11 protein-coding genes and 2 rRNA genes are annotated in these 14,349 nt (G+C 32.7%); 8 read left to right on the top strand and 5 right to left on the bottom strand.

The features are described from left to right. The first annotated feature begins 1 nt into the window (after nucleotide 1). Together C7N44_RS04105 and C7N44_RS04110 are read left to right on the top strand one after the other, a co-directional pair. A complete protein-coding gene (locus C7N44_RS04105; protein ID WP_105956628.1) occupies nucleotides 2-961 on the top strand; it encodes a glycosyltransferase family 2 protein in 960 nt (319 codons plus the stop codon). 124 nt (nucleotides 962-1,085) lie between these two features. Beyond that, on the top strand, nucleotides 1,086-2,021 hold the full coding sequence (locus C7N44_RS04110) for a restriction endonuclease (protein WP_157945035.1): 936 nt from the start codon (nucleotides 1,086-1,088) through the stop codon (nucleotides 2,019-2,021). Nucleotides 2,022-2,119: 98 nt separating this feature from the next. On the opposite strand, the gene C7N44_RS04115 is transcribed toward C7N44_RS04110, so the two are convergent. Further along, nucleotides 2,120-3,079 carry a ketopantoate reductase family protein gene (locus tag C7N44_RS04115; protein WP_105956630.1) on the bottom strand — a complete coding sequence of 320 codons (960 nt, stop codon included), beginning with the start codon at nucleotides 3,077-3,079 and terminating at the stop codon, nucleotides 2,120-2,122. Between the two features lie 212 nt (nucleotides 3,080-3,291). Here C7N44_RS04115 and C7N44_RS04120 point away from each other — a divergent pair, with 212 nt between their 5' ends. The 3 genes from C7N44_RS04120 to C7N44_RS04130 all read left to right on the top strand — a co-directional run bounded on the left by C7N44_RS04120 (nucleotide 3,292) and on the right by C7N44_RS04130 (nucleotide 6,000). Beyond that, on the top strand, nucleotides 3,292-4,671 hold the full coding sequence (locus tag C7N44_RS04120) for a hemolysin family protein (RefSeq protein ID WP_105956631.1): 1,380 nt from the start codon (nucleotides 3,292-3,294) through the stop codon (nucleotides 4,669-4,671). Nucleotides 4,672-4,739: 68 nt separating this feature from the next. Then, a complete protein-coding gene (gene nrdI / locus C7N44_RS04125) occupies nucleotides 4,740-5,201 on the top strand; it encodes a class Ib ribonucleoside-diphosphate reductase assembly flavoprotein NrdI (RefSeq protein ID WP_105956632.1) in 462 nt (153 codons plus the stop codon). A gap of 46 nt (nucleotides 5,202-5,247) precedes the next feature. Next, on the top strand, nucleotides 5,248-6,000 hold the full coding sequence (locus C7N44_RS04130; RefSeq protein WP_105956633.1) for a nitroreductase family protein: 753 nt from the start codon (nucleotides 5,248-5,250) through the stop codon (nucleotides 5,998-6,000). Between the two features lie 38 nt (nucleotides 6,001-6,038). Here the strand turns inward: C7N44_RS04130 and C7N44_RS04135 are convergent, their stop codons facing one another. After that, on the bottom strand, nucleotides 6,039-7,208 hold the full coding sequence (locus tag C7N44_RS04135) for an MDR family MFS transporter (protein WP_105956634.1): 1,170 nt from the start codon (nucleotides 7,206-7,208) through the stop codon (nucleotides 6,039-6,041). Nucleotides 7,209-7,453: 245 nt separating this feature from the next. Between C7N44_RS04135 and zwf the strand changes: the two genes are divergently transcribed. The 3 genes from zwf to C7N44_RS04150 all read left to right on the top strand — a co-directional run bounded on the left by zwf (nucleotide 7,454) and on the right by C7N44_RS04150 (nucleotide 12,126). Next, a complete protein-coding gene (gene zwf / locus C7N44_RS04140; RefSeq protein WP_105956635.1) occupies nucleotides 7,454-8,926 on the top strand; it encodes a glucose-6-phosphate dehydrogenase in 1,473 nt (490 codons plus the stop codon). 82 nt (nucleotides 8,927-9,008) lie between these two features. Continuing rightward, nucleotides 9,009-10,448, top strand: coding sequence for an NADP-dependent phosphogluconate dehydrogenase (gene gndA, locus C7N44_RS04145; protein WP_105956636.1), 1,440 nt, complete (start codon nucleotides 9,009-9,011; stop codon nucleotides 10,446-10,448). Between the two features lie 139 nt (nucleotides 10,449-10,587). After that, a complete protein-coding gene (locus tag C7N44_RS04150; RefSeq protein ID WP_105956637.1) occupies nucleotides 10,588-12,126 on the top strand; it encodes a multicopper oxidase family protein in 1,539 nt (512 codons plus the stop codon). Between the two features lie 556 nt (nucleotides 12,127-12,682). On the opposite strand, the gene C7N44_RS04155 is transcribed toward C7N44_RS04150, so the two are convergent. The 3 genes from C7N44_RS04155 to C7N44_RS04165 form a co-directional block, all read right to left on the bottom strand. Beyond that, complete coding sequence (locus C7N44_RS04155; RefSeq protein WP_105956638.1) at nucleotides 12,683-13,945, bottom strand: cation:dicarboxylate symporter family transporter; 1,263 nt, start codon at nucleotides 13,943-13,945, stop codon at nucleotides 12,683-12,685. Between the two features lie 103 nt (nucleotides 13,946-14,048). Continuing rightward, nucleotides 14,049-14,165, bottom strand: a 5S ribosomal RNA gene (rrf, locus tag C7N44_RS04160). 68 nt (nucleotides 14,166-14,233) lie between these two features. Then, nucleotides 14,234-14,349, bottom strand: a 23S ribosomal RNA gene (locus C7N44_RS04165); the annotation flags it as partial.

A 14,349-nucleotide genomic window follows, 5' to 3' on the forward strand; every position in this document is an offset into this window, starting at 1 on the left:
TATGCAAAACAGTCAAAAATTAATTTCAATTGTATTACCAGTTTTCAATGAAGAAGCTGGCATTGAAAATACAATTAAAGTATTAGAAAAATTTATTAAATATCAAGCAGACCAATATGAACTGATCTTTGTTGATGATGGCTCCAAAGACAAAAGTGTTGCAATCATCAAGCAATCACAAAACAAATATCAAAATATTAAAATTATTGAATTTTCACGTAATTTTGGTCATCAATTAGCGATTACTGCTGGCATTAGATATGCTAACGGTGATGCTGTGATTGTTATGGATGCCGATTTACAAGACCCCCCTTCAGTCATTCCTAATATGCTGCAAAAATGGCGCGCTGGATATGATGTCGTTTATGGAAAAAGACTAATCAGAGAAGGAGAGACTCTATTTAAAAAATTAACTGCGAAAATCTTTTATAGAGTAATGCAAAGAATTTCTAGTATTGAAATTCCATTGGACACTGGGGATTTTAGATTAATGGATCGTAAAGTAATAAATGCTTTATCAAAATTGAAAGAACCAGAACCATTTGTCAGAGGATTAGTCAGCTGGGTGGGATTTAAGCAAACTTGCGTTCAATATGAACGCCAAGAAAGATTAGCTGGTGAAACTAAGTATCCGCTTTCTAAAATGATACGTTTAGCAAGTGATGGAATCACATCCTTTTCTGATGTGCCACTCAAATTGATCAATTATATAGGTACTGTTAGCATCCTGATTGGTTTAATCTATGGCTTCATAATGCTATTTCATCAATTCACCACGCTAATTTTTGCGACTTCCGCACTATTTATACTAAGTGGAACAATCATGCTAGGAATGGGGATTATTGGAAACTATTTATTTAGAACCTTTGATGCGTCTAAACGTCGTCCGCAATATGTAGTTGCGAATAGTTATGGATTTCAAAGTAACTGTAAAAATATAAAAAACATTAAAACAAAATAAGGGTTAATAAAAGGGATGCATTATATGCACCCCCCTTTTTTGTCATCTAGCCTTGTCATACTAGGAATTGTATACTTTTTTTGATAAAATAATGGTAATTATAAATTAGAAAGAGTAATTAATATTGAAAACCTGGAATACTATCAGAAGGTGTTTATATATTTTAATCGCCATTAGCATGGTTACAGGAATTAGTGAATTTAAAACTAGTGAATTAAACATCTGGATTACGCAAATATTATCTGTATTTACTACTTTACTTTTAATCTACATAATTATGCCTAGTCGTGAAAGAAACTTGTTAAAGACCATTTATTTCAATCTTACTGGTCGTAAATCTTTCATCTTCAAAATCAAATATAATAAACATGAAAATCTAAAATATGATGATTCAAAAGTAGAAATGAACCAAGAAAGTTTTTATCAACAGTCTAATAAGTTCAATCAAAAAATTGAACAACTCCAAATGCAAAAGAATAGTTTAGAAGAAACCATCGATTCAATGAATGCATACAAACAAAAACTAAGCCAACAGGTAAATGAAATCAATAAAATTTATCAAGATTTAAGCTATTTAAAAAATGAAAAGAATGATCTTTTAAATGAAGTTGATGAATTAAAGCAAAAAAAAGAAAAGTTAAAAGCAAAAACTTTAAGCAGCCAATATACCGAATTCTTACAATATCAAGCTAAAAAGAAATTAAATAATATCGATAATTTTGATGGCTATCAATTCGAGAATTTCACTTGCAAATTATTAAGCAAACTAGGTTTTCAAGATGTTAAATTAACCAAGGGTAGTAGTGATTATGGCATTGATGTACTCGCTAAAAATGGTGATACTACTTACGGTTTTCAATGTAAACTATATTCTTCACCGGTTGGCATTAAAGCCGTTCAAGAAGTTAGTTCCGGTATTGAATATTATAAATGTAAAAAAGCCATTGTTATTAGTAATAGTTACTTCACCCCTCATGCAATCACTGCCAGTAAAGAATTAAATGTTGATCTTTGGAATCGTGATAAGTTATTAGATTTATTAACAGAAATAATTGAGTAAAGAAAAAGAGCAGCCAATGGCTGCTCTTTTCCTGCTTGATGAGTTACTTTTCTTATTTTATGCGATTTTACAAATTATTTAAACCATTTCGAACAATTTTATTTTTTAAATTGACGCATTTTCTCAGCTAAATGAACCTCATGCACTACAAATTCATGGGTTCGGCAGACATAATCATTTTCTCGACCTATTTTAGCAATATAACCATTAATGTAATCAATTTCTGTATTTCTACCTTTTGAAAAGTCCTGATACATTGATGGATAATGATATTTTAATTTATGACAATTATCAACTACTAATTGCACATTTGATTGGCGAGTTCCAATCAAAGGAATATCAGCTCTTTCACAAGCATCAAAAGATTCATTAAAAAGTTGTGCTGCCATATCTGGCACTCCATCATATTGAATTAATTCACCCATTTTAATTTCAAACATTGTACATAAAGTATTAACAACTGCATTAAAAATAACTTTAGTCATACACATGCCAAGCCAATCATCTGCCATTTCAGGACCTAACGTAGCTTTTTTTAGATCAGTAAAGACTTGCTTGTTTACATCATCCACTGGATAATTTTTATATGGAGCCATATGCATAGCTTCCCCATTTTTAGGCCCCATGAAATCAACATCCCCTGGTCCTGATAACACAGTGGCAATCATTGCCGTCCCAGTAATAATATGAGTTTCATCGAAATATTCAGCTAACTTTTCAAAATGTCCCATTCCATTCATTGCAGAAAAAACATATTGATCTGAATGAAATAGTCCTGATTTACTATCACGCTTTAACTCTTCAGATAACTGCATTTGCTTTTTAAAAACAATCCAAACATCTGGATGTCCTTGATATTCTTCTGGATAATAAATATTAATTGGAACTAAATGACGATTCTCATGATCTCTAGAAACATACACTCCACCCTGTGATTTAACCTTTTCAACATTTGGTTCCCAAGTATCAATAAAATCAACATCTACTTCTGCATTTTCTTGTAGCAAAATTCCATAACGGTAACCCATTGCGCCAGCACCAATAACCCCATATTTCATATTTACCACTCCATTTTTATTAAAGTTAATGTTTAATCTATCGCTTAAATTAGAATAAGTCAATCGTATTTTAATCTATTTTTAATTTTAAGATGACACTAAATAATTTTGTTTCATTACCAAATGACTTAAAATAAGGACTGATAACGGGTATACTGTATTTAGTATAGTTATTTACATACAATTTTATATAAGAAACGGGGAATGTTCTGTTGGATAGTGGTGCATTAGCATTTCAAATCATCATTGTTTTAATAGCCTTCTTCTTTGCTGCATTCTTTGTTGCGTGTGAATTTGCCTTAGTGCAAACACGTTACAGCATGTTGGAAGAAGAACAAGAAAATAAAGGTAAGTCCAAAAAGTTATCTCGTGAAATGTTCATGATAACTAATTTAAATGATTATTTATCAACAACTCAAGTGGGAGTATCACTTAGTGGTATTATTATGGGTTGGATTGGTGAAGCATTATTCGTAGACGGATTATTTGATTTACTAGAAATAGATCCCAATTTTATTAATCCAGCTACTGCTCATGCAATTGGTAGTATTGTTGGTGTCTTAATTTTAACTTATTTGGAAGTTGTATTTACTGAAGTTGTTCCTAAAAATATTAGTATTGCAATGCCTAGAAGGATTTTAGGGTTGGTTGCTACTCCATTGCATTATTTCCATAAAATTTTCTATCCCGGTGTTTGGGCCATTAACATTACCGCATCAGGTGTAGTTAAATTAATGGGACTTAAAATGACCGATGAAAGCGATGAATCAATGTCACAAGCTGAAATTTTAAACATCTCTAAAGATGCTGTTAAAAATGGTGCACTTGAAAAATATGACTACTTGTATATGCAAAGGGCATTTGATTTCAACGATAAAGTGGCTAAAGATATTATGATTGATCGTACTCAATTAACAGTTATGGACATTAATACTAATATTAAAAATGCTATTGGAAAATATTTACAAACTAAATATAGTCGTATTCCAATCGTTGAAAATAACAATAAAGATAATATTTTAGGTTATGTATACTGTTATGATATGGTTCGTCAATCACGTGTCAATCCAGATATCAAAGTAGGTCGTTTGCTAAGGGATATTGCAACGGTTCCAGAAAATATGAAAATCACTGAAGTTTTACAAAAAATGATTACATTACGTACACCTATCGTTGTAGTTGTCGATGAATATGGTGGAACTTCAGGAATAATTACTGATAAAGATATTTATGAAGAATTATTTGGAACTGTTAGAGATGAAATTGACCCTGCAACTAATGAATATATCTTTAAGCAACCTAAGGGTACCTACCAAGTAAGTGGTAAAATGACAACTTATGATTTTGAACGTTACTTTAGAACTGAAATCAAGGACTTCAGCAAATCAGATAGCGTTACTCTTTCCGGTTACTTTATTGATAACAATCCTGGGATGCGTATTGAACCAGGAACTGAATTTACAATTGATCAATTTACATTTAAAGTGCTACATTTTGAAAATTCATTTATTAATTTATTTGAAGTTAACGTAAATGATGATAATAATTCAAATAAACCAAAAGAATTAAAAAGTGATGATAATAAACAATAATCATTATTATAAAAAATCTGTTAGAATTAATTTCTAACAGATTTTTTTATTGAAAGGACGTCTTACCTTTGAAACCTCTTCGTATTCTATATATATCAATCGCTGGTAACACTAAAAATTTCGTTAATAACTTAGTTAACTTTGCAAGTGAAGAAAATCAAAAAGACAATCATAATCCAATTATTAAAGCCACTGAAGTTTCAGATCAAACTGACTTTGCACATGAAAATAGTAATTTTTTCGCGTTTGTTCCTACTTATCTAGATGGTGGCAATGGAATTGATAATGGTGTCAAAGAAATGATGACCAATGCGTTAGGTGAATATATTGCATATGATAACAACCGTGATTATTGTATTGGTGTCGTTGGATCAGGTAATAAAAACTTTAATGAACAATATTGCTTATCAGCAAAACGTTATGCTGAATCATTTGATTGTCCATTTGTAAGTGACTTTGAATTACGTGGTACAGACCGCGATTTACCAAGAATATATAATCTACTAAAGCAAACTGCTTTGAAAAACTAAAATTTGCTGATAAACTTTTTTTAAATATACTAAGGAGTTTTAGTTCATGGCAATTGAAAATGAAGTTTTAAAAACTATTAAAAATCATCGTAGTATTCGTGATTTTACAGATAAAAAGTTAACTGAGGAAGAAGTTAATACATTAGTCAATGCTGCCCAAAGAACTTCTAATAGTATGAGTGAACAACAATACTCAATTATCAGTGTAACTGACCCTAAACAACTAGCACGCTTAGGTGAAATTACCCTTCACCATTTACCAGATAAAGCTGGTCATTTTTTCTTATTCATTGCCGATCAACATCGTAATGCCAAAATTATTCAGAATCACAAACCAGATGCTAATTTAGAAGCTCTTCATTCTGCAGATAAATTTTTAGCATCCATACACGACGTTGATTTAGCAGTACAAAGCACCTTATTAGCCGCTGAAAGTATGGGCTTAGGTGGAACTATCATGGGAAGCATTTATAATAATCCCAAAGAAATTATTAAAATATTTAACTTACCTGAATTAACCTTCCCCGTTTTAGGTTTAGCTATTGGTCATCCTGCATCAATGCCTGATTTAAAACCGCGAATAAATAACGAACTTATTCATTTTGAAAATGCATATCAAGAACCCAACATGCAAGTTGTTGAAAACTTTGATAAAACATTGAATGAATATTATAAAAATCGTAAAGGTAGCAATCGTGATACTAACTTCTTCAAAAATATTTGGGCAGATATATCAAAAGGAAACTATCGTAAAGATTTATTACCAATCATTAAAGCACAAGGCTTCTTAAATAATTAAAAAAACGCTTTATGTTTAAAACATAAAGCGTTTTTTAGTTAAGCTGATTTTTTATTTATATATATCACAATCAACCATGTCACCATAATTAATGTCGCTGTAAAAATAAACAATGGATTGTATCCTAAATATTCAACAAATAATCCTCCATATAAAGGACTAATTGCCCTTCCAGCTGACATTAAAGCATTGAACAATCCTTGATATTTTCCTTTTTCAGCCTTGTTGGATAGTTGATCGATCCATGCTGGTACGTCCGGTAGGCCAATCATTTCACCAAATGTTAAAAATACCATGATTAATAAGAAACCAACGTAACTTTTTGCAAATATTAATCCATAGAAAGAAATCGCAAATATAAAAATCCCAATGAAGACTTGTGTTGAAATTTTAACTTTTATTTTTTTGCTCAAGTAATTAATTAGTGGTTGACCGATTACAATCATTAGACCATTAATCGTCCAGAGACTAGAATAACTCTCAAAAGATATCCCCATATTAACAATATGAACTGACATAATGCTTTCCCACAATGTATAACTTAAATAAACACCAAATACCATCATACAGATAGGATAAATTAAGTTGATTTTAGAATGTTCCACTATTTTAACAGGTTGTTTTTGGTCAACGGAAACCGGTTGATTATCAGTAAAATCAACGTTGAAATAAAAGAATGTCATTAACCAAAGAGCTACATAAAAAATTCCAGCTGCAATGAAAACAATCGCAACTCCATACTTTAATAAATAGCCGACCATTGCAGTTCCAATTACAACTCCTAAGTTCAAACCAATATATAAAAGGTTAAAAACAGAACGCACATCACGATCCTTAACTGTAGTTGCATAAGAATTAAGCAGTGTTAGACTAATTCCATCTCCAAACCCTAAGAAAAATAATAACACTGCAAAAGTTGGCCAACCATTGAAGAAAATTAAAGACAAAATCGCTAGCGTTGAAATTGAAATACCAATCATTGATGCCTTATATGCTGACCATCGATCAAATAAGAATCCTCCTACATAATTACCAACAATCATAAAGCTAGACATTAGTAGTAATGAAACACCTGAAACCATTAAAGACTTATGTAGATAATCATTTATATACATTGTCACTAATGGCCACATAAATGAAGCTCCTGAATTAAGTAACAAAGAATACATAAAGATTAGTTTCATCCCTAATCCTTTTCTTTTTTTCATAACAATTCCCCCTTTTTACAAAATACTCATTTATATCATTATAAAGCTTTTATTAAAAACATTTCTAAATGATTAGCTTATAAAAATAATAAAGCGTTTTCATATCTATTTTGTATGGAGTTAAAAACACTTTTTTAATTTCACTTTGTGTTATATAATAACCATGTATATAGAGCGAAATAAATGTTTATCTAATTAAACATTTATTGTAGCTTCGTTCAAATTTTGTATAAGGAGTGACGGTATTGGCAACAGCAACTCGTGCCTTGTTCATGCTTTTTGGTGCAACAGGTGACTTAGCTAAACGTAAACTATACCCTTCAATTTTCAATTTATATAAAAAGGGCTACATTGATCAAGAACATTTTGCATTAATTGGAACTGGTCGTCGTGAATGGAGTGACGACAAATTCCACGAAGTTATTGTGGAATCAGTAAAAGATAATGCTGAAAGTGAAGATGAAGCTAAAAACTTCGCTAGTCACTTTTACTATATGTCACATGATGTAACTAATCCTGAACATTATGATGCACTAAGTGAATACGCTAACAAATTAGATGATAAATATGATATTCAAGGAAATCGTATTTTCTACATCTCAATGGCTCCTAACTTCTTTGGTACTGTCGCTAAAAATCTAAAAGCACATAATTGCTTATCAGATAATGGCGGTTTCAATCGTTTAATCATCGAAAAACCATTTGGCCGTGATTACGAATCTGCTGAAGAATTGAATAATGCGTTAGGTAAATCATTTAACGAAAACCAAGTTTACAGAATTGACCATTACTTAGGTAAGGAAATGGTGCAAAACATCTTGGCATTACGTTTTGGCAACCCACTTATCGAAGGTATTTGGAATAATAAATATATTAAAAACGTGCAAGTTACCCTATCAGAAAAATTAGGGGTTGAAGAACGTGCTGGATATTACGATGGCGCCGGTGCACTTCGTGATATGATTCAAAACCATACTATGCAAATGCTAAGTATTCTTACAATGGAAGATCCAGTTTCATTTAAAGACATTGACGTTCGTAGTGAAAAAATTCGTGCTTTACGTAGCATGAGAATCTACTCACCAGATGAAGCTCGTGAAAACTTTGTGCGTGGACAATATGGTAAAAAAGGCGATCAAGCTGATTACCGCCATGAAGACAATGTTCCTGAAGACTCAAATACAGAAACATATGTTGCTGGTAAAGTAATGTTTGATAACCAACGTTGGGCAAACGTTCCATTCTATATCAGAACTGGTAAGATGTTAGCTGATAAATTCACTCGTATTGACATTGTATTCAAAAAACCTCTTATCGATGTTTTTGCTGCTTCAGGCAAGCAAGAAGGCGATTTACAAAACGATGTTTTAACATTATTTGTTGACCCTGTTAACAAGGTAATCTTACATCTAAATGGTAAGAAAGCTGGACAAGGTATGGAAATGCAACCACTTGATTTAACTCATGTTCAATCAGATGATGAAAAGGCTGCTACTCCAGAACCATATGAAAGACTTATTCATGATGCTATCCTAGGTGATGCTACTAACTTTGCTAGTTGGGATGAAGTAGGTCGTGCATGGAAATTCGCTGATGTAATTAGAAATGTTTGGGATCATGACCAACCAGACTTCCCTAACTACACTCCTGGTTCAATGGGACCAAAAGCTGCTGATGAATTATTAGCACGCGATGGCAATGAATGGATTAAAAAATAATTTATATGACATTTAATATGTAAAATGTTAAAATTTAAGTGTATATTTATACACAATTTTCTTTAAAAAAGGAAGGTTTATAATGGCTGAATCAAAAGCAAACATTGGTGTTGTTGGAATGGCTGTTATGGGTAAAAACTTAGCCCTTAACATTGAAAGCCGAGGCTTCACTGTAGGTATTTATAATCGTTCATCTTCAAAAACTGAAGATGTAATGAAGGATCACGCAGACAAAAACTTGGTTCCAAGTTACTCTGTTGAAGAATTTGTTAAATCTCTAGAAACTCCTCGTCGTATTATGATGATGGTTAAAGCTGGTAAAGCAACTGACGCTGTTATCAGTGAACTATTACCTTTATTAGACAAAGGTGATGTTTTAATCGATGGTGGTAACACTAACTTCCACGATACTATGAAAAGAAATGCTGAATTGGATAAATCAGGTGTTAACTTTATCGGTATGGGTGTTTCTGGTGGTGAACTAGGTGCCCTACATGGACCATCATTAATGCCAGGTGGACAAAAAGAAGCTTATGACTTAGTTGAACCAATCTTAACTAAGATTGCTGCTAAGGCTAAAGATGGCAAACCATGTGTTTCATACATTGGACCAAATGGTGCTGGTCACTACGTAAAAATGGTTCATAATGGTATCGAATATGGTGATGAAGAATTAATCGACGAAAGCTACAACATTCTACGTAATGGTGCTGGTATTTCAGTTGATGACCTTGCTGATATCTTTAAAGACTGGAACAAAGGTGAACTTGACAGTTACTTAATCGAAATCACTGGTGATATCTTAACTAGAAAAGATGACTTAGGTTCAGACAAGAGCAAGCCTATCGTTGACATGATCTTAGACCGTGGTGCTAATAAGGGTACTGGTAAATGGTCATCAATGGACGCTATGGAAATTGGTACTGATCAATCAGTTATTTCTGAATCAGTTTATGCTCGTTTCATCTCAATGCTAAAAGACGAACGTCTAAATGCTGCTAAAGTTCTTAACGGACCAAAAGCTGCTGACGTTATCGGTGAAGATGACAAAAAAGACCTTATCGAAAAAGTACGTAAAGCACTATACTTTGGTAAGATTATGAGTTATGCACAAGGTTTTGAACAACTACGTTTCGCTTCAGAAGACTATGACTGGGACTTGAAGTTCGGTGAATTAGCTCAAATCTGGCGTGAAGGTTGTATCATTCGTGCACAATTCTTACAAAACATTACTGATGCCTTTGAAAAGGATCCTAAGTTAACTAACTTATTATTAGACCCTTACTTCTCAGACATTGCTAACAAGTATCAAAGTGCTGCACGTGATGTTGTTGCTTTAGCAACTAAGGCTGGTATTCCAGTTCCATCACTTTCAGCCGCTGTTACTTACTTCGATTCATATCGTGCTGAAGTATTACCTGCTAACTTACTACAAGCACAACGTGATTACTTTGGTGCTCACACTTATGAACGTACAGACCGTGAAGGTAACTTCCATTACCCATGGTACACTGAACAATAAAATAATTATTGTTAATAACTTAGAGAGACGATTGATTTCGTCTCTCTTTTTTATGATCAATTTATAATTATTATTATTTGCAAACATTTATAAATAATCATATTATGTAAGTATATTATCAAGAAAGGATTGAACATACATGGCAGAAAATCAAAATACAATAAACGATTACTTCTTTTATGAACCTGCTTTTAATACCCATGATGGAGGATATATTCCACTAGAAGAACCAAATATCCCAGAACAAAAATTAAAAATTCCAGAAGCTTTAAATCCAGACAAAGAAACTGATACTGATATGTATTATACTGTTGTTGCTGAAGCTGGAGAATCTCAAATTATGCCTGGTAAAAAGACTAAAACTTGGGGGTATAACCAACCATTACTAGGTAAAACAATTATTTTTAAACGTGGCAAAAACATTCATGTAACTGTTAAAAATGAATTGTCTGAATTAACTACTTACCATTGGCATGGTTTAAATGTACCTGGTGATATTGATGGTGGTTGTCATACCCCAGTTTATCCAGGCGAATCCAAAGTTTTAAACTTTAAATGTGATCAACCTGCTGCTACTTTATGGTTGCATGCTCATCCATGCCCATCAACTGCTGAACAAGTTTGGCATGGTCTAGCTACTGCTGTTGTCGTCAAGGATGAACATGAAGCATCACTACCCCTACCAAGAAATTATGGAGTCGATGATATTCCTTTAATTTTACAGGATCGTAAATTTCATGAAAATAATCAATGGGATTATCATGCTGATTATGACCCTGATGGTGTTCAAGGCCCTACTGCAATGATTAATGGTACCGTTAACCCATACTTTGACGTAACCACCCAAAAAGTTCGTTTTAGAATTCTAGATGGCGCTAATCGTCGTGAATGGAGATTACATTTTTCAGATAACCTTCCATTTACTCAAGTAGCTGGTGATGGTAGTTTACTAGAACATCCAGTGAAGTTTACCCATTTAATGTTAACTTGTGCTGAAAGAGCTGAAATTGTGGTTGATTTCAGCAACTATAAACCTGGTGATGAAGTAACACTATATTCTGATGATGTCCCAATTGTGCATTTCAGAATTCATAAATTCGCTGAGGATGATTCAACCCTTCCAGATACATTATTTAAATTAAATGCGCCTGAAGTAACTCCAGATACTCCAGTGCATAAGATTGTAATGTCCGGTATGGATGAAGAAGTAGCAATTAATGATAAGAAATTCAACATGCAACGTATTGATTCTAAACAAACACTGGGTAGTTGTGAGATTTGGGAAATTACTAATTCTAACGACTGTGATGGTGGTATGATTCACCCATATCATATGCATGGTTGCCAATTCCAAGTTCTATCACGTAATGGCAAGGCACCTTATCCAAATGAAACTGGTTTAAAAGATACCATCGCCGTTGATCCCAATGAAACAGTTAAGATCAAAGTATGGTTTGATCATACCGGTGTCTTTATGTATCATTGTCACATTATTGAACATGAAGATGGTGGTATGATGGCACAAATTGAAGTTCAAGATCCTAAGAAACCTCAAAAGTTCAATTTAATGGACATGGATACCTTAATGAACGCATTTGCTAAGGAGCGTGGTGTAAAACCATCAGAACTTAATCTAGGTGGTATGGAATGCTACGATAAAATGAATATGAAAATGTAATTAACTTGATTGATTAATCATTTTTGTATTATAATTAAATAGTAAAAGAAATAATTATTAATTTTCAAAGGAGGGAAAACAACTATGGCAGAATTACCTTTTGATCCAGGAGCGTCCAAAGATCATTCTATCAAGGGAAAATTATTGTCAAACGTTGTTTCAATTCTTTAAAAATTGAATTGAGACAGCCACTGACAGTTAATTTTCCCGAACTCATATGCTTTACTTTTTAGCTATAGATTGTTTAAGGAAAAATTAACTGTTGTTGGTTATCTCAGTATCATTTAATTGCATTTAATGACAGTGAATTGTCAGCAATTAATAACAGTAATTTATAATTAACTATTGATGCTTCACCTTTTAGGGAACTAATTGGGGAGGTATGAACAACAGTTTATACCAAATTTACTATTAATTAGATAAAATGAGTAATTATGAGATTACACAGAAATCTTCGTTGAGTTGTGGGAACATGACTTACGCCAAAGTAATTGCTGTTTATCTACGATAAATAAAATAAAAAGGACTCAGGAATATATTCTGAGTCCTTTTTTAGTTATTTAAGTTTTGCCATATAAGCTTTTTCTTTTTCGGTATCAAATTCATTTTCAGATTTACCAATAATAACGGTTGCTAATGAATTACCAATAACATTAACTGCAGTTCTTGCCATATCGATAAAACGATCGATTCCTGCAATAAAAGTCATTCCAGAGATTGGAATATTAACAGTAGATAAGGTAGCTAATAGTACAACAAATGAGGCCCCTGGCACCCCTGCCATTCCTTTTGAAGTAATCATCAAAGTAATTAACAATGTAATTTGTTGTCCAATTGATAAATGAATTCCATATGCTTGGGCAAGGAATAATGCAGCTAATGATTGATAAATAGCTGATCCATCAAGATTAAATGTATATCCAGTTGGAATAACAAAAGATACAATTGATGGACTAACACCAAATTTACTCATCTTATCAATATTTCTAGGCAAAGCTGCTTCAGAACTAGCAGTTGAAAATGCTAAAATTGCTTCTTCTTTAACGACTTTTAACAAATCAAATATTCTAAAGCCAAAAATTCTTGCAGCGGCACCCATTACTACAATTACAAAAATTGCCATTGTAGCATACGTTAGTAATACAAAGTAACTTAGTGGAGCAAGTGCTGAAAGCCCTAATTCAGCCAAAGTAACACCTATTAAAGCACAAACACCAATGGGTGATAATTTCATGATCCAGCCAGTTATTTTAAACATTACTTGAGAAATGGATTCCATTAAATCAATGATAACTTGTCCCTTTTCACCAATTGCAGATGTCCCTAAACCAAATAATACTGAAAAAACGATAATTGGCATCATATCACCACTACTAATCGAGTTAAAAATATTAACTGGAATAAGTCCAATTAAAGTACCCCAAATACCACTATGATTAGCACTCTTAGCAGTTGCTAAATATTGAGTAATATCAGTACCGTGTAATGCGTGAACATTAATAAAATCTCCTGGATGGAAAATATTACCAATTACTAGGCCTAAAACAATGGCTATAGTAGTCATAAGTTCAAAGTATAAAATTGTTTTTCCACCGATTCTACCCAATTTATGAATATCACCAATACTTGCAATTCCAACAGTTAAGCAAGAAATAACAATTGGAATAACAATCATTTGAATCAAACGAATAAAGATAGTTCCAATACTCTGCATTGCAGTAATTGCTGTTGCATTTTTATAAAAAATTATACCCAATATAATTCCCAAAATTAAGCCAACTAGTATCTGCCAGCCTAAAGAGAGTTTAATTTTTTTCATATAAATTACTCCTTATTATGTACATTAATTGTTATTTTACCATAAAACGTAACATTGTATATAAAAAAAGAGTTTTCGATGTTTATCGAAAACTCTAAAAATTGTGCGGCAACTTCCTACCCTTGCAAGAGGCGATCCTCTAACTACTCTCGGCGTTTAGAAGCTTAACTGCTGTGTTCGGCATGGGAACAGGTGTATCCTTCTAGCTATCGCCACCACACTATTCTTTTAAAAGAACTTCGTTCTTTCAAAACTAGATATTATTATTCCTTTAGAGAACCACCTTACTTGGTTAAGTCCTCGACCAATTAGTACTAGTCCGCTCCATACATTGCTGCACTTCCACTTCTAGCCTATCTACCTAATCATCTCTTAGGGGTCTTACTTCCATAAAGGAATGGGAA

The sequence above is a fragment of the Apilactobacillus quenuiae genome (genome assembly GCF_002994005.1).
Classification (GTDB): domain Bacteria; phylum Bacillota; class Bacilli; order Lactobacillales; family Lactobacillaceae; genus Apilactobacillus; species Apilactobacillus quenuiae.

Coding starts and splice junctions, on each gene's coding strand:
- C7N44_RS04105 (WP_105956628.1), top strand. CDS start 2: ATGCAAAACAGTCAAAAATTAATTTCAATTGTATTACCAGTTTTCAAT.
- C7N44_RS04115 (WP_105956630.1), bottom strand. CDS start 3,079: ATGAAATATGGGGTTATTGGTGCTGGCGCAATGGGTTACCGTTATGGA.
- C7N44_RS04130 (WP_105956633.1), top strand. CDS start 5,248: ATGGCAATTGAAAATGAAGTTTTAAAAACTATTAAAAATCATCGTAGT.
- C7N44_RS04135 (WP_105956634.1), bottom strand. CDS start 7,208: ATGAAAAAAAGAAAAGGATTAGGGATGAAACTAATCTTTATGTATTCT.
- gndA (WP_105956636.1), top strand. CDS start 9,009: ATGGCTGAATCAAAAGCAAACATTGGTGTTGTTGGAATGGCTGTTATG.
- C7N44_RS04150 (WP_105956637.1), top strand. CDS start 10,588: ATGGCAGAAAATCAAAATACAATAAACGATTACTTCTTTTATGAACCT.
- C7N44_RS04155 (WP_105956638.1), bottom strand. CDS start 13,945: ATGAAAAAAATTAAACTCTCTTTAGGCTGGCAGATACTAGTTGGCTTA.